Annotated in this window: 18 protein-coding genes; 14 read left to right on the top strand and 4 right to left on the bottom strand. The window is 70.3% G+C overall.

All coding sequences use genetic code 11. The features are described 5' to 3' along the window. Positions 1-380 precede the first annotated feature (380 nt). The 3 genes from ACWCQM_RS16005 (at position 381) to ACWCQM_RS15995 (ending at position 3312) form a co-directional block, all read left to right on the top strand. The gene (locus tag ACWCQM_RS16005; RefSeq protein ID WP_450915906.1) at positions 381-1964 is read left to right on the top strand and encodes a family 20 glycosylhydrolase; all 1584 of its coding nucleotides are present in this window, start codon (positions 381-383) and stop codon (positions 1962-1964) included. A gap of 119 nt (positions 1965-2083) precedes the next feature. After that, complete coding sequence (locus ACWCQM_RS16000) at positions 2084-2590, top strand: hypothetical protein (protein WP_450915905.1); 507 nt, start codon at positions 2084-2086, stop codon at positions 2588-2590. Between the two features lie 116 nt (positions 2591-2706). After that, entirely contained in the window at positions 2707-3312 is a 606-nt protein-coding gene (locus tag ACWCQM_RS15995; RefSeq protein WP_450915904.1) for a hypothetical protein, read from the top strand. A 218-nt stretch (positions 3313-3530) separates the two neighbouring features. Here ACWCQM_RS15995 and ACWCQM_RS15990 read toward each other — a convergent pair whose 3' ends face one another. Further along, the gene (locus ACWCQM_RS15990) at positions 3531-4877 is read right to left on the bottom strand and encodes an XRE family transcriptional regulator (RefSeq protein ID WP_450915903.1); all 1347 of its coding nucleotides are present in this window, start codon (positions 4875-4877) and stop codon (positions 3531-3533) included. Between the two features lie 201 nt (positions 4878-5078). Between ACWCQM_RS15990 and ACWCQM_RS15985 the strand changes: the two genes are divergently transcribed. The 5 genes from ACWCQM_RS15985 to ACWCQM_RS15965 all read left to right on the top strand — a co-directional run bounded on the left by ACWCQM_RS15985 (position 5079) and on the right by ACWCQM_RS15965 (position 8676). Continuing rightward, positions 5079-6116 (top strand): dTDP-glucose 4,6-dehydratase, encoded by a 1038-nt coding sequence (locus ACWCQM_RS15985; protein WP_450915902.1) that lies wholly within the window; start codon positions 5079-5081, stop codon positions 6114-6116. Next, positions 6106-6312, top strand: coding sequence for a hypothetical protein (locus tag ACWCQM_RS15980; protein WP_450915901.1), 207 nt, complete (start codon positions 6106-6108; stop codon positions 6310-6312). Before ACWCQM_RS15985 ends, ACWCQM_RS15980 begins: the two co-directional genes overlap by 11 nt. Before the next feature lie 74 nt (positions 6313-6386). Further along, the gene (locus ACWCQM_RS15975; RefSeq protein WP_450915900.1) at positions 6387-7115 is read left to right on the top strand and encodes an ATP-grasp domain-containing protein; all 729 of its coding nucleotides are present in this window, start codon (positions 6387-6389) and stop codon (positions 7113-7115) included. Next, positions 7112-8245 carry a DegT/DnrJ/EryC1/StrS family aminotransferase gene (locus ACWCQM_RS15970; protein WP_450915899.1) on the top strand — a complete coding sequence of 378 codons (1134 nt, stop codon included), beginning with the start codon at positions 7112-7114 and terminating at the stop codon, positions 8243-8245. Before ACWCQM_RS15975 ends, ACWCQM_RS15970 begins: the two co-directional genes overlap by 4 nt. Beyond that, positions 8245-8676, top strand: coding sequence for an arsenate reductase/protein-tyrosine-phosphatase family protein (locus ACWCQM_RS15965; RefSeq protein ID WP_450915898.1), 432 nt, complete (start codon positions 8245-8247; stop codon positions 8674-8676). Before ACWCQM_RS15970 ends, ACWCQM_RS15965 begins: the two co-directional genes overlap by 1 nt. A 19-nt stretch (positions 8677-8695) precedes the next feature. On the opposite strand, the gene ACWCQM_RS15960 is transcribed toward ACWCQM_RS15965, so the two are convergent. Then, positions 8696-9871 carry a UDP-N-acetylglucosamine--N-acetylmuramyl-(pentapeptide) pyrophosphoryl-undecaprenol N-acetylglucosamine transferase gene (locus ACWCQM_RS15960; protein ID WP_450915897.1) on the bottom strand — a complete coding sequence of 392 codons (1176 nt, stop codon included), beginning with the start codon at positions 9869-9871 and terminating at the stop codon, positions 8696-8698. A gap of 578 nt (positions 9872-10449) precedes the next feature. On the opposite strand from ACWCQM_RS15960, the gene ACWCQM_RS15955 reads away from it, so the two are divergent. Beyond that, positions 10450-11133, top strand: coding sequence for an RNA polymerase sigma factor (locus tag ACWCQM_RS15955; RefSeq protein WP_450915896.1), 684 nt, complete (start codon positions 10450-10452; stop codon positions 11131-11133). Beyond that, positions 11133-12206, top strand: coding sequence for a hypothetical protein (locus tag ACWCQM_RS15950; RefSeq protein ID WP_450915895.1), 1074 nt, complete (start codon positions 11133-11135; stop codon positions 12204-12206). The genes ACWCQM_RS15955 and ACWCQM_RS15950 overlap by 1 nt, the downstream gene beginning before the upstream one ends. 189 nt (positions 12207-12395) lie before the next feature. Here ACWCQM_RS15950 and ACWCQM_RS15945 read toward each other — a convergent pair whose 3' ends face one another. Next, positions 12396-13274 (bottom strand): L,D-transpeptidase family protein, encoded by an 879-nt coding sequence (locus ACWCQM_RS15945; RefSeq protein ID WP_450915894.1) that lies wholly within the window; start codon positions 13272-13274, stop codon positions 12396-12398. Positions 13275-13523: 249 nt separating this feature from the next. Between ACWCQM_RS15945 and ACWCQM_RS15940 the strand changes: the two genes are divergently transcribed. After that, positions 13524-15104, top strand: coding sequence for an acyl-CoA mutase large subunit family protein (locus tag ACWCQM_RS15940; protein ID WP_073744467.1), 1581 nt, complete (start codon positions 13524-13526; stop codon positions 15102-15104). A 126-nt stretch (positions 15105-15230) separates the two neighbouring features. Continuing rightward, positions 15231-15890 carry a leucine efflux protein LeuE gene (leuE, locus tag ACWCQM_RS15935; protein ID WP_450915893.1) on the top strand — a complete coding sequence of 220 codons (660 nt, stop codon included), beginning with the start codon at positions 15231-15233 and terminating at the stop codon, positions 15888-15890. 28 nt (positions 15891-15918) lie between these two features. Here the strand turns inward: leuE and ACWCQM_RS15930 are convergent, their stop codons facing one another. Continuing rightward, positions 15919-16377: a MarR family winged helix-turn-helix transcriptional regulator gene (locus ACWCQM_RS15930; RefSeq protein WP_450915892.1), complete on the bottom strand. Its 459-nt coding sequence runs from the start codon at positions 16375-16377 to the stop codon at positions 15919-15921. Between the two features lie 220 nt (positions 16378-16597). Between ACWCQM_RS15930 and ACWCQM_RS15925 the strand changes: the two genes are divergently transcribed. Together ACWCQM_RS15925 and ACWCQM_RS15920 are read left to right on the top strand one after the other, a co-directional pair. Continuing rightward, a complete protein-coding gene (locus tag ACWCQM_RS15925) occupies positions 16598-17563 on the top strand; it encodes a glycosyltransferase family 2 protein (protein ID WP_450915891.1) in 966 nt (321 codons plus the stop codon). Positions 17564-17566: 3 nt separating this feature from the next. Next, positions 17567-18916 (top strand): polysialyltransferase family glycosyltransferase, encoded by a 1350-nt coding sequence (locus ACWCQM_RS15920; RefSeq protein WP_450915890.1) that lies wholly within the window; start codon positions 17567-17569, stop codon positions 18914-18916. Positions 18917-18937 lie beyond the last annotated feature (21 nt).

The following is an 18937-nucleotide window of genomic DNA, read 5'->3' as shown; positions in this document are numbered from 1 at the left end:
GCCTCCGCCGGGTCCGGGGCGGGGCCGCGGCTCTGCACGGGCACGGCCGTCCGCCCGGCCTGCCGCGGTGGTTCCGGCAGGCCTGCGTGGGACTCGCTGGACCTGGTCAGCGGGACTCCTCGGATGAATGACATCTGTGACCCTGGAGAGGGGCCGGAGAGCGACGAGGTTGCGCGGGGGAGAGAAGTGAGGGTTGGTTCGTGTGTGCCTCGTGTACGCCGCCACGCTAGCGAGACCGCGTAACGCGCAACCGAATGATGCGAGAAGTTCACCCGGACGGGAGAGTTTCGGAACGCTTGATGGACGTACCGGTGGGGGAAATGCCCGGCTTTCTCGTCTTCTTTGACCTGTTCTTCCCCCGATCCGGAGGTTTCTGACCGATGTCGCCCTCACGTGGACCCCTGGTCGCCGGCGCGGCCGTCGCGGCGGCAGCCGCCGTCACCCTCACCGTCGTCGTCTGGCCCGACGGTTCCGGCTCCGGAACACAGAACGGGCCGGCCTCCTCCGCCACCAGCGCCGAGCCCTCACCCACCCGGAGCTATCCGCTCTCCACGACGCCGCGGACGATACCCGCGGTGCGCGAGCACACCGCCGCACGCGGTCCGGGCTGGAAACCGGCCAAGGACAGCACGGTCGTCGCGGCCGACGCCGGGCTCGCCGACGAGGCGAAACTGCTCGCCAAGGAGCTGAAGATCGGCTACCGGGGCGAGAAGTCCCCGCGCTCCGGCGACGTCGAGCTGGCGCTCGCGGCCTCGGCGAAGGGCGACCCGGAGTCGTACACCCTGAAGACCGCGGACAACACGGTCACGATCAGCGGTCCCGCCCAGGCCGGCGTCTTCTACGGGACCCGCACCCTCAAGCAGTCCCTGAACGCCGACGGCACCATGCCCGAGGGCACCGTGCGCGACACCCCCGACCGGCCGCAGCGAGGGCTCAACCTCGACATCGCGCGCAAGCACTACAGCGCGGAGTGGATCGAGGGACGGCTGCGCGAGATGGCCGACCTCAAGCTCAACCAGCTCGGACTGCACTTCTCCGACGACCAGGCCTTCCGGATCGAGTCCGACTCGCACCCCGAGGTCGTCTCCGACGAGCACCTCACCAAGACCGAGGTCCGCCGGATCGTGAAGCTCGCCCAGAGCCTCCACATCACCATCGTCGGCGAGATCGACTCACCCGGACACCTCGGTGCCGTGCTGCGCGCCCACCCCGATCTCCAGCTGCGCAACACCCAGGGCGTCGCCCGGCAGGGCGCCATCGACATCTCCGAGCCCGGGGCGGCGAAGATCGTCGACGACCTGCTGAAGGAGTACACCGAGCTCTTCCCCGGCGACTGGTTCCACGTCGGCGCGGACGAGTACCAGGCCCTCACCGTGAGCGATCCGGCCGCCTCCTACCCGCAGCTCGCCGCCGCCGCACGGGAGAAGTACGGCGCCGACGCCACCGTCCAGGACCTGACGGAGGGCTGGCTGAACGACCGCGCCGCGGTCATCCGCGACGCGGAGAAGATCCCCAAGGCGTGGAACGACGGCTTCTTCAGCGGCGGCACGGTCACCGCCCACAAGGGCATCGAGGTCGAGTACTGGACGGGCAAGGAGATCGGCGCCCGGCCGCCGCAGGAGTACCTCGCCGAGGGCCGCGACGTGGTCAACCTCAACGACGAGTTCCTCTACTACGTGCTCGGCGAGCCCAACGACTTCACGTACCCGACGGGCAAGCGCATCTACGAGCAGTGGACGCCGTTCGTCCTGCGCGGCACCGAGCCCGTGGCCGCGCGCTATTCGAAGCAGATCCTGGGCGGCCGGTTCGCGGTCTGGGGCGACCTGCCGAACGCCCAGACCCAGCAGCAGGTGGCCGACGGGATACGGATGCCGCTCAACGCCGTGTCCCAGAAGCTGTGGGACCCGCGCGAGCCGAAGCTGACCTGGGCGCAGTTCGAGGAGCTCGCCGACAGCACGCGGTGAGGCGTGGCCGGGCCCGTGCCGTCCGCGGGTCCGGCCCCGTCCCGGGTTGACCCGATTTCGCGCTTCCCGCCGCTGCCCGGTGGGCAGAATGGAACCCCGGACCGCGGGGGGAGCGAGACGTGGGTTTCTGGGGCTGCTATCTGGTGGGCCGCAGCGGTGAGCCGCTCATCGGTCACCCTGCCCTGCGGGAGGCGCGCGAGCGGCTGACGCTGCGGGAGTACCGCGCGGACGGCTGGCAGGTCTGGTCCCACCCCACCGAACCCTCGCCGGGCAGCATGGCCGCGCTCGCCGACGCGGTGGGGGAGCCGGTCCTCTTCGGGTTCGTCATGGACGGAGTCTGCGTGGCGGTGGAGGCGGCGGCGCCGTACAGCGGAGCCTGGTACGCCTGTCTGGGCCGGGCACCGATGGCCGCGCACCTCGACCGGGACGGCACGACGATCGAGGACTACTTCCTGCAACCCGAGGACGCCGCCGCGCGAGCCGTCCGGTGGGCGGCGGAATCCGGCCGCGGTGTCCTCGAAGGGCCCCTGCTCGAACTGCTGCGCGTCGAGCATCCCGAGCGCTCCGGTGAGGAACTTTTCTTCGCATTTCTGGACCGTCTGGGCATCGAGAGGTTGTCCGGCTGAGTCCCGCAGTGATCCTCCGTGTCGGAAGAGTGACGCCTTTCAGCCATCGGGCGCTGTATGCGGTAGCGGGCTGCGCTGAGCTCCCGTGGACCGATGGACGGATGGGGGAGGTGCCGGTGAATCTGCTGGAGCTGATCGCGGATGCCGACGAGCGAGGCCTGGCGGCGAGTGGACTCGCCTGCCTGGACCGCTGTCTTCCACCGGCGGAGGACGGGAGCGATCCGGAGCCGCTGCGCCCGCTCTGGGCGAGCTGCGAGACCGGGGCGCGGTGGGCGGACCGGCTCGACGCCGTGCACGCGGAGCTGGAGCGGGCCGGGGCCGACGGCGCGGGACCGGTGACCGGTGCGACGACGGTCCGCGTCGTCGCCCTGCTCGGCGCGGCGCCCCGGGAGTTCGAGGCCGGACCGCTGCGCGCCTGGGCCGACGCCTGTTCGCTCCTCGCGCTGGACGTCCACGGGCGGTTCGACTTCCCGGCGGCGACGGACACGGAGGCGCTGAACCGCTGCCGGGAAGGCGGGGCGGCCGGTGGCGGCCCGCTCGTCCTGGGCGAACTCCGCCGCCAGGCCGAGATCCTGGAGATCCTCGGCGGGACCGCGGAGACGGCCGGCGGCGCGTCCGGCCTGCGCCGGGTCCTGGATCTCTCGGTCGAGGGGCGCCGGGTGCTGCGCGCGGTGATGTCCCGCCACGCCCGCGGCCGGGCCCGCCCGGGCGGCGCGTCCTGACACGGCGTCATGGGGGTGGGGGACGACGACCGGGGCCGCCACCCCCGGCCGCCCCAGTCGAAATAGCCCTTTGACCTGCGAGTTTGCCGTCTAGGTTCCGGTTCCTTGCTTCCGGCTGTCGCGGCCTGCGCCCAGGTGTTTCTGTCTGTTCCTGGGCGCTGCTGGTCACGCGTTGGTCATGCGATGCGCCCAACTCGTCCGGTGTCCGGGCAGGCTGTTCACGCACGCACGGACGTCAGCCGCTGGAGTGCGTACGAGCGCAGGTCTCGAACGGCGGTTTCGCCCTTGTGTGGTTCAAGCGATTCCCGCAGTGTGCTGCGCACCAGGTCGAGACACCGTGAAGCACCTGTTCCCAAAGCGGTGTCCAGCGCTGTTCGAGTGTCTGCCACGGCAGCGTCCACGTCATGGTTGGCGAGCGCTGCGTGGGCACGGTAGGTAAGCATGATGGCGCGGGTCCTCTCCCGTTCGGGAACCAGCAAGCCCAGGCCCTCCTCCAATGCGGCGGTCGCTCGCCGGGGGTCTCCCAGGTCCAGCCAGCAGCGCCCCGCATCAACGGCGAGGTCGGCGGATGACATCCAGGACACCCACGGGGGTGCGGGTTGTGCTCTGCCACGCTCCAGTTGGTGTTCGGCGTCGTTGAGGGCCCGGGCGGTGCCTACATCGTCCTGGAGGACCGCGAGAGCGCGAGCCCGGCGTACATCGAGCAGGGAGCGGGCTATCGCGTAGCGGGTTCGGGTACGGGCTAGGGAGAGGATCTCGACCGCTTCACTGGGATGGCCGAGCCAAGTGGCGGAGTAAGCGAGGTCGGAGAGGACTCCGGCTCCGAGGTCCCGATCATCGGCGCTGTGGGCTGAGTGCAGGGCGGTGCGCCAATGGCGTTGCGCCGAGGCATGGTGGCCTTGGTCGAACTGGAGCCATGCGGCGCTCTGCGCCGCGTGAGCCAGGACGGTACGCAGGCGGTGGCCGGTGGGTTCGTCGTAGCGGGCTGAGTCGAGCAGGCCGATGGTGACGCGCATGGCCGCGCCGAGGAGGTCGGCACACTCTTGAGGGGATGCGTTCGCCAGGCCAGGGAGACGTTCGACGCTGCTCTCCAGCCAGGTGAGCAGGCTTTCGTCGACGCGGCGCCCGGCCAGAGCCCCGGCCAGACGTTCGGGTTCGACGCGGGACCATTCGGTTGCCATACCGACCAAGGATCCGGCGGCGAGAACGAGGAAGGTGCGGCGGTCAGGCTGGTCGAGATCCACCAATAACTCCGTGTGGGCGGCGCGGACGCCGGCTGGGCTGAAGGGGAATGGGCGATCGTAGGCGGGGAGCCACCACGGCCATGTCATGGTCCGCCATCGTGCGGAATCGATGCCCAGGACGTCGGCCAGCAGCTCTTGATAGAGGTCGCTGGGGGCGCCTACCCGCCTGTGCTCCCACCGGTAGATACGACTGCGGTCGGCAGCGATGCGAAGACCGCGGCGTTGCGCGGCCAGGTTCAGGTGATAGGCAAGCTTTTCCATGCTCCACCCGCGTTGCTGGCGCACGTAGGTCAGGGGATGTCGTACCGCTTCCGTCGTCATGCACACCCCCCAACTCTGGTGTCTGTACGGCACCGTAGCGACCCGATTCGCAAAGCGGGCCCACATCGGGGATACAGACTCCAACGGGGTGTGCGGCCCACCGTGGAGGCAGCTCGGCGAGATTCCGAGCATCTTTCGACGGTCTGAGGACATCGCCTTTCTGCGTGATGTGCCTGGCTGCCACTCTTCCGGGAGGCGTGCATGGAACACGTACTCGTCACTGGAGGTGCGGGCTTCATCGGCTCGCACTTCGTCAAGCGAATCATCCAGGCCAAGGACGTCGCCCGCGTGACCGTCCTCGACGCCCTCACCTATGCCGGTCACATCGAGAACCTGGGCATGGCGTTCCTGTCAGACAAGCTCCGGTTCGTCCATGGTGACATCCGAGACGCAACTGCCGTCGACAACTTGATGGCGTCCGGTACCACAGCAGTGGTGCATTTCGCGGCCGAGTCCCACGTCGATCGTTCCTATGACGCGGCCGACGGGTTTCTGTCCACGAATGTTCTCGGTACCCGGGTGCTTGTGGACGCGGCTCACCGCCACAGCATCGCCAAATTCGTCCACGTCTCCACCGACGAGGTCTACGGCCCGCTGCCGAAGGGAGCAGCGACCGAGGATTCACCCATGCGCCCCTCGGTCCCGTACGCGGTGTCGAAGGCGGCCGCCGACCTGGTAGCCCTGGGTGCTCACCAAACCCTTGGGCTCCCGCTATGTGTAACTCGCAGCAGCAACAACTACGGGCCCTACCAGTACCCGGAAAAGATCATCCCGCTCTTCGTGACCCGGCTCCTGCGAGGAGCGCCCGTTACTCTCCATGACCAGGGGCAGCACGTGCGTAACTGGCTGCACGTAGAAGACAACTGTGCCGGGATCGAAGCGGTACTGCGTGGTGGGGAGCCGGGGGAGATCTACAACCTCGGTGGAGGCACTGACCTGTCCAGCAAGGAGCTGACCGGCCACCTGCTGAAGATCTGCGGCGCAACGTGGGACGCGGTCACGTACATCCCTGACCGACCGTCGAACGACGTCCGCTACTCGATCGACTGGTCCAAGGCCCGCAACAAACTCGGATACCGGCCGACTCACCGCCTGAAGGACGGGCTGGCTGAAACCGCCGAGTGGTACCGCCGCAACCCCGACCGGTGGGCCCCGCTCGCGAGCGGTGGTCTCCGGCGCACCTCTTTGCCAGCCTCCCGCCGTGCGCCCGCGTTTCTGGAGGACTACCGTGCCCGCTGATCAGATCGCACCGCGCCGGATCCTGGTCACCGGCACCGGAGCGAACCCAGGCTTCGGGCTGGCCCGAAGCCTTACCCGTCTCGGCCACCGAGTCATCGCCGCCGACGCCAACCCTCTCGCCCCAGGGTTCCTTCTCCCGCAAGTCGTGCCCCAGGTCATTCCGTCGGCTGACGACCAGGACTACGAGCCCGCATGACCGGGCTGTGCCGGGCGCTGGCGGTACACGCGGTGGTACCCGCCATCGAGAACGATCTTCCTCCGCTGCTGCGCATGAGTTCTCGGCTGGAGGAGATCGGCGTGCGGATGTGGCTGCCCGAACCCGCATCGGTACACGCATGCATCGACAAGGCAGCCTTTCATCGCGTGCTCACCGAGCACGGAGTGCCTACGCCTCGGTCATGGTGGGGCGACACCCTCGACCTGGTCCCCGAGAACACGCGGCTGGTGGTCAAGCCCCGGCGCGGCCACGGTGCCCAGCACGTCCACTTCGTCGAGAAGAAGGAGCACGCCCTGCTGCTGAGCGAGGTGGTCCCTGGGGCCTTGGTGCAGGAGCGGGTGTACGGAACCGAGTTCACGGCGGACTGCCTGGTGGACCGCACGGGCCGAGCGTCGGCGATCCTACGTCGCCGGGACTTGGTGAAGGCCGGGCTCGCCGCGGTCTCCACCACCTTCCACGACACCACCGTGCTCGATTTCGTGCTGGCCGCCCTACGTGCTGTACGCGCCGAGGGCCTGTGCTGCGTGCAGGGCTTCGTCCAGGACGACGGCCAGGTCACCATCACCGAACTGAACGTCCGGATCGCCGGAGGCTTCCCGCTGACCGAGGCGGCCGGAGCCGATCTCGTCGGCCAGATGGTCAACGGGCTGTTCGGCCTCGCGGTCGACCATGACCGTCTGACCTACCGGACAGGGGTGTTCCTGACCAACTACGTCGAGACGTTGGCCGTCGGTGAGACGACCGATCTGAAGCGCATCGCCATGAACGGGGTAACCACATGAGCCTGACCACTCCCGACGTCCGGCGAAACGCGTCCCCATACCTCTACGGACAAGAGGCGGAGTCAGTCGTCCGAGTCCTGGAGGCGGGCCAGTACGGACATACTGACCTCACCGCCGAATTCGAGAGCCGGATCGCCGCGTACCTCGGCGTACCCGACGTGGTGGCCGTCAGTTCCGGTACCGCTGCCCTGCACAGCGCCCTGCTTGCCACAGGCATCGGTCTTGGTGACGAGGTGATCGTGCCGTCCATGACGTTCTGCGCCACTGTGCAGGTCATCCGGGCTGTCGGAGCGTCCCCGCGGTTTATCGACGTGGACCCGGCGACGTTGTGCGTCACCCCGCAACTCGTCATGGAGGCAGTCACCGATGATACGGCCGCCGTGCTGCCGGTGCTCTTCGGTGGCCGGGCCGTCGACCTCGGTCGTCTTCGTGAGGATCTGGCGGAGAGGGGCATCGCGGTTATCGAGGACGCCGCCCATGCCTTTGGCTCTCACTGCGGACCCCGGCACGTCGGCGCCGACGACACGGCCCTGACGTGCTTTTCCTTCGGGCCTGTCAAGAATCTGACCTGTGGCCAAGGCGGGGCCGTCATCCCCCGTACGCCCGAGGAGGCCGCCGCTGTCCGCCGACTCCGCATGCTGGGCGTCACGCAGTCCCAGAGCGAGCGCGCTGAGACCACCGGCTACCAGGTGGAAGGCTTCGGCTTGCGGTATCAGCTCTCGTCCATCAACGCCGCCATCGGGCTGGCGCAGCTCGGCCATTTCGACACCGCCGTGCGCTCCCGGCGGCACTTGTGGCGCACCTACAGTGAGGCCCTGGACGCGCTGGAGGGGGTGACGCTCGTCGACGTCGACCTCGACCACACGGTGCCGCACCTTTGTCAGGTCCGCGTACCGCACCGGGACCACGTATTCGCTCACCTGCGGGCCAGGAACATCGGCGTCGGCGTTCATTACCCGCCCAACCACCTTCAGCCCGCCTTCGCACGCTGGAGGCGCGACCTGGCCGCTACGGAGCGGGTCAGCCGGGAAATCCTGAGCCTGCCCTTCCACCAACACCTCACCGAGGCAGATGTCCACCGAGTGGTGAGCGCCCTCGGACACGCGCTCAAGGCCACGGGCGGCGCCTGATGTCGAATCTGCTCGCCGTGTGTCTGGGGAACTACTGTCGCAGCCCCTTCGCCCAGCTCGCTCTCGCTCGACGGGGCGGACCAGGTCTGGCCGTCCGCTCGGCCGGGCTGATCGGCAAGTGGCAGGACCGGCCCGCCCATTCCGTCATGATCAACGCCGCCCGGCGGCTGGGCTACGACCTCACTGCTCACCGTGCTCAGCAGATCAACCTGGACATGCTGGATTGGGCGAACACGGTGCTCGCCATGGACGCCTCCGTTCTCGCTACCCTCCGGGCCGTCTGCGGCCCGGAGAACGAGAACAAACTGCGCCTCTACCTCGGCGACCGGGACGTGCCCGACCCGATGGGCCAGGACGACGCTGCGTTCCACGAGTGCGCTGTGCTCATTGAAGTTGGCACCGTGCTGCATACCGGTGGACGGATCGCGTAGACCACTGCCGACCGCGCTGTTACTGGGATGCTGCGGACAGGATCACGTCCACGAGCCTTTCCGCAGCGTCCGGGCGACCGTGTGCCCTGGCCGCTGCGGCCATCGCGCCCTGGCGCGCCGGATCGTCGAGGAGCGGGCCGACCGCATCGCGCAGGTGCCGGCCGGTGACGTCGCCGAGGAGGGCGACCGCGGCCCCGGCCTCCTCCAGATGACGGGCGTTGTGCGCCTGCTCGTTTCCGGCCGCCGTCGCAAGAGGGACGAACACTGCCGGCTTGCCCAGGGCGGTCAGCTCCGCCAGGGTGCCCGCGCCGCTGCGCGAAATCACCAGGTCGGCCATGGCCAGGACATCCGGCAGCTCCGGCCCGACGAAGGGGGTGAGGTGGTACCGGGCGGCGAGGGCGGCAGTCAGCCCTGCGGCGCGAGCGGACAGCGCCTGCTGGTGGGCGGAGCCGCACTGGTGTACAACGTTGGCGCGTTCCAGTAGCCATGGCAGTTCGCCGCCGACCACGTCGTTGATCTGCTGTGAGCCTTGCGCGCCTCCGGTGACGTACACCGTCGGAAGGCGCCGGTCGAAGGTGTGGAGACCGAGGGCAGTCACTGCTTTGTCCGGGTGGCCGGTCAGGATCTCCGGTCGTACGGGGTTGCCGGTGACCACTGCCGCCGACCGGACGCTCTCCGGCAGGAGCGGCAGGGTCGACTCCGAGGACACGGCGATCCGCGCGGCGGAACTGGCGAGCTTCCGGTTGGCGAGGCCCAGGCGGACGGTCTGTTCGTGCAGGACCAGCGGGACTCGGCACATCCTGGCGGCGAGCCCGGCCGGCACGGCGACGTAACCGCCCGTGGCGAGCATGACGTCCGGCCGGAAGGCGGAGACAGCGCTGCGGGCCTGGGCGACCCCGAGCGGGACGCGTGCCATGTCCCGGACGTTGGCAGGAGACACCATCTTCAGCGGGTTCGCGTGACGCCGGATCTTGCCCGTGGCGACGGTGGTGAACGGGATGCCCTCCGCGCTCGTGACCCGGGCTTCCAAACCTTCCGAGGTTCCGATCCACAGGACGTCGAGGGTGAGGCCGGAAGCGGCCAGGCGTGCCTGCAAGGTGCGGATCGCGGTGAGAGCGGGGTACGTGTGACCGCCGGTGCCGCCTCCCGTCACGATCAGGCGGAAGACGGTCGTCTGCTGAGGCGCGGTGTTCACGCTGGGCACTCTAATGGCTGCTGTCCGCTGATCGTTCGCGATCGTCTTGGCGGCGGAGGCGCGTGGGTTGCCGTGGGTTGCGCCTTCGAGCGCGCTCTTCGCGTCGGTGGCCTGCGGGGCCGAATGGAGGGTGCCAGGAGCTTGTCCTGAGCTCACGCGGCGACTGAGCCCCGGTGGTTCGGGTGAGCGCTGGAAAGTGCTGGTCACTGGGGTGCCCGGCGTCCGAGAACGCGCCCGCCCAGAAGAATTCGCTGGCGCGTTGGTCACGCCGTTGGTCACGGAGGGGTAGGCGGCCCGCAAAGCGCCAGGTCAAGGAATCACATGTGGGGACGACGACCGGGGCCGCCACCCCCCACAGGAGAGGCCCCGGCCGTCTTCCACGGGGCCGCGTAGCGACCCCGTACTCATCTCAGCGCCACAGGTGCGTTTTCTGTCACACCGCACTGCGTCAGGAGACAGTTGCGGGTTGTACAAGTCATGGACGGGGAACCGTCCGACCACGTAGCGTGCTGAGTCGCGCAGGGTGGCGCAGCAGCGGTGACCAGCCGCGATTCGGATCAGCAGGGCGGGTTGAGGGAGTGCTGGGGGACGACGCGGAGCTGACCGCCGCGGTGCTCGCGGCACAGGACGGGGACGAGGACGCCTTCCGGACTGTGTACCGCGCCGTGCACCCGCGGCTGCTGGGCTACATACGGACGCTGGTCGGTGAGGCGGACGCCGAGGACGTGGCGTCCGAGTCCTGGCTCCAGATAGCGCGTGACCTCGACCGGTTCAGCGGCGACGCGGACCGCTTCCGGGGCTGGGCGGCCCGGATAGCGCGCAACCGCTCGCTGGATCACATACGGATGCGGGGCAGGCGCCCCGCGATCGGCGGTGACGAGAGTGAACTGGCGGGAGAGGCCGCCGAGTCCGACACGGCGGGCGAGGCGCTGGAGTCGCTGGCGACGGGACGCGCCCTGTCGCTGATCGCGCAGCTGCCGCAGGACCAGGCGGAGGCGGTCGTGCTCCGCGTCGTCATCGGGCTGGACGCCAAGAGCGCGGCCCGTACGCTGGGCAAGCGCCCCGGCGCCGTGCGCACCGCCGCCCATCGGGGACTGAAGCGGCTCGCGGAGCTGGTCGGCGCGGACCCCGGCCCGGACGACGAGATTCCGGCGGTGGTCAAGGAACTCGGTGCCGTACCCGCGCAGCGCCCCGGACGTCAGGGCTCCACGGCGCCCGCCGGTGTGACGCATTCGCGTCCGTGGACGCAGAAGGACATGTGATGGCCGACGAGCAGCACGAGTGGCTTGACGCGGACGCTGCGGAGATGTTGCTCCGCGGCGATGCCGTCGAGCCCGTCGGTGATCACGCGAGAGCCGAGGCCAGGCTGCTGGAGTCGGCGCTGAGAGCGCTCCGGACCCCTGGCCCACCGGCCACCGGACTCCGTGGCGAGGACGTCGCGCTGGCCGCCTTCCGTGAGGCGTACCCCGGCGGCGGACGTGCCGGTGAGGCCGGACCGGCCGGCCATCAGGACGCCCTGCACACCGTACGGATCGGTGACGTGCCCCGGGTGCCGCGGAGGCGCTCCCGCTGGACCCGTCCCATGCGGTACGGCCTCGCCGTCTCGCTCGCCGGATGCGCGCTCGGCGGGGTGGCGGTCGCCGGGGGCACGGGCATGCTCCCCGCTCCGTTCGGGGGCCACGGCACTCCGGTTCCGGCCTCCTCCGTCTCGGCCGCGGCGTCCCCCGAGGAGCTGGGGGCCGAGGTGCCCGACGCCGGCCCGCCCTCGGCGCCGCCCACCCTGACGCCCGGGGCTTCCAGTCCTCCGGTCACCCCGGACCCGTCCGGCGATCCGGCCGCGGAGACGGACGGCGACGTGCCGGGCGAGCGGGACGGCGGCGCCGCCGAGGGCCAGGAGGGCGGCGGCCGGGACACCGGCACCGCCGGTGGCGGCACGAAGGACCGCGCGGACGGGCAGCTGCCCGGGGAGTCCGCGGCCGATGTGTACGAGAAGTCCGTCCAGGCCTGCCGCGCTCATCGTGACGGCACGCTGAGCAGGAGCGAGGAGCGCCGCCTCCTCGAACTGGCCGACGGCGAGCGCAACCTGGACCGCTTCTGCGACCGCGTCCTCGCCGCCGAGGACGACCAGGGCGAGGAGAACGGCGGCAAGAACGGCGGCTCCGGCGAGGGCGACGGCAAGGGCGGGGACGACGACTCCGACGGGAACGGCTCGCTCCCCTCGATCACCTTCCGCACGGAGCCCCCCGACGGCTCGCCGGAGTCCGGCACCAGCGTGCCGCCGGCGACGGGTTCCCCCGTGAGCCCCTCGGCGCAGCTGTCCTCCGTGACGCGCTGACCTGTTGTCCTCTGTAACGCGCTGACCTGCATGAATGCGGGAGCTGTAACGTTCTGCGGCGGTCCGGCGCAGTACAGAATGCCGACTGGTCATCGGCCGCGCATACGAGCCGGGGTTCCCCCCGTACCTTCGGCTCAGCGCACCAGGCGCGGGCGGGACACGTTCCCCCGGTCCCGTCCGCGCCCCTCACTACCAGTAGATGACGACCTTGTCGCCCTTCCTCACCTGGGCGTAGAGGGCGGCGATCCTCGCCTCGTCCCTCACGTTCACGCAGCCGTGCGAGGCGCCGCTGTAGCCCCGGGCCGCGAAGTCCGACGAGTAGTGCACCGCCTGGCCGCCGCTGAAGAACATGGCGTACGGCATGGGGGAGTCGTAGAGCGTGGAGACATGGTGGCGGGACTTCCAGTACACCGAGAAGGTGCCCTCGCGGGTGGGTGTGTACTGCGAGCCGAACCGCACGTCCATGGACGAGACGACCCGGCCGTCGATCATCCAGGACAGCGTGCGGCTGTTCTTGCTGATGCACAGCACCCGGCCGGTCATGCAGCGGGCGTCGGGCTTCGCGGCGGGCCGTGACGTCGGAGGGTCGAGCTCCTTCGCCGTCGGCTTCCGTGTCATCCCGAGCAGCCGCTCCCACGTCACCGTGTCCGTCCTGCCGGTGCGGGGCAGGCCGCGCTTGCCCTGGAAGGACCGCACGGAGGCGGCGGTGGCGGTGCCGTAGTACCCCGTGGGGCCGCGGTCGAAGTGGCCGATCTGGCGCAGCCGGGCCTGGAGTTCCTTCACGCGCCCGCTCCGGTCACCCGTGGACATCAGGGTCCTGGGTTCCGGGGAGGGGCGTGCGCTCGGTGTCCTGGAGGGTGTCGCCGGGGGGCTCGCCTGTCCGCCGCCCGGCTTGGCGTCGTCCGTGGGGCTCGCTCCCGGCCTCGTCGCGGTGGTGGTGGGCTCCGCCGCGCCCACCGTCTCCACCTTGCAGCCCGCCGTCAGGACGGTCAGTGCGAGCACGCCGACGGCCGCCGAGACCGCCGTACGCACGCTTCGCGCGCCGCTGTTCTCCCGTACGCGTCTCATCCTCTGCCCCCTGGCTCGCCCGTCGCGGCCCGGTCACGCGGACCCTCGCGTGGCACGGATATCTCATGGGACGGATTCCCGGCCTGCCCGGTTGCGGATTCCTGAGCATGATGGGGATGCGCGCACAGACCTCGGCACGCGGGCTGTGAGCAAGGTCCCAGCGCAGGGCGCCCGCAGGCCGGGGCGTCGCCGCTAGAGTCCGTCGCGAGATTTGTTACCGATAAGTAGCTTGAGCGGGAGGCACAGCACATGACGCGTGAGTCCGAGTCAGGACTGCCCATCGAGCCGGTGTACGGACCGGAGGCGCTCGACGGCTGGCGGGCCGAGGAGAAGCTCGGCGCCCCGGGTGCCTTTCCCTTCACGCGTGGTGTCTACCCCACGATGTACACGGGCAGGCCGTGGACGATGCGGCAGTACGCCGGATTCGGCACCGCCACCGAGTCCAACGCCCGCTACAAGCAGCTGATCGCCAACGGCACGGCGGGCCTCTCCGTCGCGTTCGACCTGCCGACCCAGATGGGCCACGACTCGGACGCGCCGATCGCCTCGGGCGAGGTCGGCAAGGTCGGCGTGGCGATCGACTCGATCGACGACATGCGCGTCCTGTTCGGCGGGATTCCGCTGGACGAGGTCTCCACCTCGATGACCATCAACGCCCCCGCCTCGCTGCTGCTCCTGCTCTACCAGCTCGTAGCGGAGGAGCAGGGCGTACCGGCCGGCCGGCTGACGGGCACGATCCAGAACGACGTGCTCAAGGAGTACATCGCCCGGGGCACCTACATCTTCCCGCCGAAGCCCTCGCTGCGGCTGATCGCCGACATCTTCAAGTACTGCCGGGCCGAGATCCCGAAGTGGAACACCATCTCGATCTCGGGCTACCACATGGCCGAGGCCGGAGCCACGCCCGCGCAGGAGATCGCCTTCACCCTCGCGGACGGCATCGAGTACGTCCGTACCGCCGTGGCCGCGGGCATGGACGTGGACGACTTCGCGCCGCGGCTCTCCTTCTTCTTCGTCGCCCGTACGACGATCCTCGAAGAGGTCGCCAAGTTCCGTGCCGCGCGCCGGATCTGGGCCCGGGTGATGAAGGAGGAGTTCGGCGCGGAGAACCCCAAGTCGCTGATGCTGCGCTTCCACACGCAGACCGCGGGCGTCCAGCTCACCGCCCAGCAGCCCGAGGTGAACCTCGTGCGGGTCGCCGTGCAGGGCCTGGGCGCGGTGCTCGGCGGCACGCAGTCGCTGCACACCAACTCCTTCGACGAGGCGATCGCCCTGCCGACGGACAAGTCGGCCCGTCTCGCGCTGCGCACCCAGCAGGTCCTGGCGTACGAGACGGACGTGACGGCGACGGTGGACCCGTTCGCGGGCAGTTACGTCGTCGAGAGCATGACCGACGACGTCGAGGCCGCGGCCCTGGAGCTGATGCGGAAGGTCGAGGACATGGGGGGCGCGGTCGAGGCCATCGAACGCGGCTTCCAGAAGGGGGAGATCGAGCGCAGCGCGTACCGGGTCGCCCAGGAGACGGACAGCGGCGAGCGCGTGGTCGTCGGCGTGAACCGCTTCCGCCTCGACGAGGAGGAGCCGTACGAGCCGCTCCGTGTCGACCCCGCGATCGAGGCCCAGCAGGCGGCCCGGCTGGCGAAGCTCCGCGCGGAGCGGGACCAGGGGGCGGTGGACGCGGCGCTCGCGGAGCTCAAGAAGGCGGCCGAGGGCACGGACAACGTGCTGTACCCGATGAAGGACGCCCTCAGGGCGCGGGCCACGGTGGGCGAGGTCTGCGACGCGCTGCGGGAGGTCTGGGGGGCGTACGTCCCGACGGACGCGTTCTGAGGACGCGTTCCGAGGACGCGGCGGGGCCGGGCGCGCTCCGGACCAGCCGGGCGGAGGGCCCTGGAAGGCCGGCCGCAATGCGGACCAGCCGGACGGAGTGCCGCACCCGCGTGCGACACTCCGTCCATGCTGGGTGTCACCGATCTTCCGACCTATCTCGCCGGCCTGGTGCTGATCATTCTGCTGCCGGGGCCGAATTCGCTGTACGTGCTCTCCGTCGCCGCCAGGCGCGGGGTGCGCACCGGCTATGTGGCCGCCGCCGGAGTGTGGACCGGTGACACGGTCCTGATGACGCTGTCCGCGCTGGGCGCCGCCTCGCTGCTCCAGACGACGCCGCTGCTGTTCGCCGTCGTCAAGTACGCCGGCGCGGGCTATCTGACGTGGATGGCGATCGGGATGCTGCGGGCCGCGGTGTCGATGTGGCGCGAGCGGCACCAGCGCGCGGCGGAGCTGGCGGAGGAGGGCGGGAAGCCCGTGCAGGGGGTGGAACACCCCTACAGGCGGGCACTCGTGGTGAGCCTCTTCAACCCGAAGGCCATCCTGTTCCTGATCTCCTTCTTCGTTCAGTTCGTCGATCCCGGTTACGCCTATCCGGCGCTCTCCTTCCTGGTGCTCGGCACGCTGCTCCAGATCGGCAGCTTCCTCTACCTCTCGACGCTGATCTTCGGCGGCACCCGCCTGGCCGCCGCGTTCCGCCGCCGCAAGCGGCTTTCGGCGGGGGCCACTTCGGCGGCGGGCGTGCTGTTCCTCGGGTTCGCGGCGAAGCTGTCCTTCAGCAGCGTCTGAGCGTCCCGGCCGGGTCCGGGCTCCGGGCTCAGTGGTGCCAGGCCTTGCCGCCCACGTTGTGGATCATGCGCTGGAGGACCTTGAGGGCGGCGACGAAATCCTCGTCCGGGATTCCGGCGTGGATCTCGGCGCTCGCCCTGCTGACCCGCTCGAAGGCCCTGGCGCGCAGCGCGTGCCCCTCGGGCGTGAGCCGCAGCCGGGTGGCCGCGTCCTCGGTGACCAGGCCCCGGGCGACGAGGGAGTCGATCTCGGGCTCCAGTGCGTCGCCTACGTCCAGATAGCCGCGGAGCATCGCCACCACATCGGCACGCGGGCGGCCGTGCTCGTCCGCTTCGGTCAGCTGGTTCAGGACCCACCAGGGGGGCTGGGTCAGTCCGTGTTCGGCCAGTGCGGCCCGGATGTGGGTCACGGTCGCTTCGTGGGCGGCCCAGCTCCAGTAACCGATGGGCTGGCGTGCGAGACCCGCGTCGTCATGTGAGTAGTCCATGTCCCGGACCGTAGGACCTCAAGCAAAGTTGAGGTCAAGGCCCGTTGGTGCGGCGTACCCGGCGAGCCCGGAGCCGGCCGGAAGTCCGCCGGACCCGGCTCGCTCGGTGCCGGGTCACCCCGGGGACGCTCAGAGTTCACCGTTCGTCGGGCCGGGCGACACCCTCCCCTCCACCCGCGTCACTAGCGTGTGCGGACCACGATCGAAGGCGAGGGTCCGCGTGCCGAAACTGTCCGTTGTCGTCCCGTTCCACAATGTCGGCGCGTTCGCCGACACGACGCTGGGCAGTCTCGCCCGCAACACCGGCCCGGACATCGAGTTCCTGCTGGTGGACGACTGCTCCACGGACGACACACCGGCCGTCATCGACCGCTGGGCCGACAGACTCCCGAACGCCGAGGTCATCCGGCACGAGAAGAACCAGGGCATCGCGGCGGCCCGCAACAGCGGCATCGACGCGGCCCGCGGCGACTTCGTCACCTTCCTCGACGGCGACGACTGGTACGCCCCCGGCCACCTCGGCCGGCTGCTGCACGCCGCCGCCGAGCTGGACTGCGACTTCGCCCGCACCGACCACGTCCAGGCCACCGGGACGAGCCGGGTCGTGAAGCGCGCCCCCGCCCCGCTCCGTGACACCGTGCTGGACCCGCGCCAGGGCATCGCCTCGCCCGAGTGGGAGACGATGGTCGACTACCCCTTCGTCTGGGCGGGCGTCTACCACCGGCGGCTCTTCGACGACGGCGGCCACCGCTTCACCACCCGGCTGCGCACCGCGGAGGACCGGCTGTGGATCTGGCAGCTGCACCTGCGGGCCCGCAGTTACGCGGCGCTGAACCTGTACGGCATCTTCTACCGGCGCGGGGTCACCACCTCCCTGACCCAGATCAAGGACTCCCGCCAGCTGGACTTCTTCCCCGCCTACGACACGCTGCTGGACGAGATCCGCGAGGACCGCGACGCGGAGATCCTCCTCCCCAAGGCGGTCCGCACCTACTGCGCGATGATCGCCTTCCACAACGAGAAGGCGGACGCGTACGAGCCCGGGACCTTCCGGCGCCTGCGCCACGAGTCGGCCGCCGCGCTGCACCGCATGCCGCAGCAGGTGCTCGACCACACCCTGACGATGATGGACGCCAAGCGCAGCACCCTGCTCAACCGCCTGCGTGACAAGCAGAAGGCCGCCTGACCCATGCCCACGCGACGCACCCAGATCTTCCAGGTCTCGACCCTCTACGGGGCGGCCACGCTCGCCGCGGCGCTCGACGCCGGACAGTTCGGACCCGGGCAGGACAGCCACCGCGTCCTGCTCGTCTCCAACAACGCCGCGATCCCCGAGACCGCCCTGCGGCTGGAGGAGATGCGGGGTTACGGCGGCATCGCGGCCCGCTTCGACTCCGTCGTCGACTGGAACGAGGCCATCAGCCCGCACCATCCGAGCGGCTGGGGCCCGCGCCCCGAGGAGACCGAGCTGTGGCAGCGCGCCTTCCGGCTCGCCTGGGGCATCGACCCCACCGGGCCGGTCGAGCTCGCCGTCGAATCCATCCAGGTCAACCCCGCCCGCGCCCTCGCCGCGATCTTCGCCGAGAGCGCCGTGCACGTCTACGCCGACGGCCTGATGAGCTACGGCCCGACGCGCAACAAGGTGCCGCGGTCCATCGCCTGCCGCATCCAGCGGGTGCTGCACCTGGACCTCGTACCGGGACTGCGGCCCCTCCTGCTGGCCGAGTCCGGGGTCGAACCCGAACTCGTCCCGAACGACGCCTTCCGCAAGGTGCTCGGCGAGATCGCGGGATCGGCGGACGGCGACCGGCAGCTCGCGGCGGCCGAGGACGCGGCGCCCACGGCCATGCTCCTCGGGCAGTACCTCGCGGCCCTGAACATCCTCACCGCCGAGGAGGAGGAGGACCTGCACATCCGCATGCTGCGCGGCGCGGCGCGGGCGGGCCACACCTCCGTCCTGTTCAAGCCGCACCCCACCGCGCCGGCCCGCTACTCACGGGCGCTGGACGACACCGCCGCCGAGCTGGGGGTGCGGCTGACCACGCCGGCCGGCCCGCTGCTCGCCGAGACCCTCTACGAACGGTGCGCGCCCACCCTGGTCGTCGGCTGCTTCTCGACCGCGATGTTCACCGCCGCCGCCTACTACGGCATCCCCGTCGCCCGCGTCGGGACCCGCCTCGTGCTGGACCGCATCACCCCGTACGAGAACAGCAACCGCGTCCCGCTGACGATCGTCGACCACCTCGTGCCCGACCTGGACGCGCAGGGCGGTGAGCCCGTGCCCGGACTGCCGTCCACCGCACCGGACACCCTGGCGCCGCTGATCAGGACCGTCGGCTACTGCATGCAGTCCGGCCTCCACCCCACGCTGCGCGCCGAGGCCGAGTCCTGGCTGCGGGACCACCTCGACGCCACCACGCAGCACTACTTCAAGCGGCGCCGCCTCCAGAAGCTCACGCTTCCCGGCGGCGGCCCGCGAGGAGCGGCGATCCGGCTGCGCCGCACCGTACGCCGTACCCGCACCAGCCTGGGCCTCTGACCCCGGAACCGGGGAGCGTGC

This window comes from Streptomyces sp. NPDC002125, assembly GCF_053593715.1.
The sequence above is the reverse complement of the archived record's forward strand: the minus strand, read 5'-3'. Positions and strand labels throughout refer to the sequence as shown.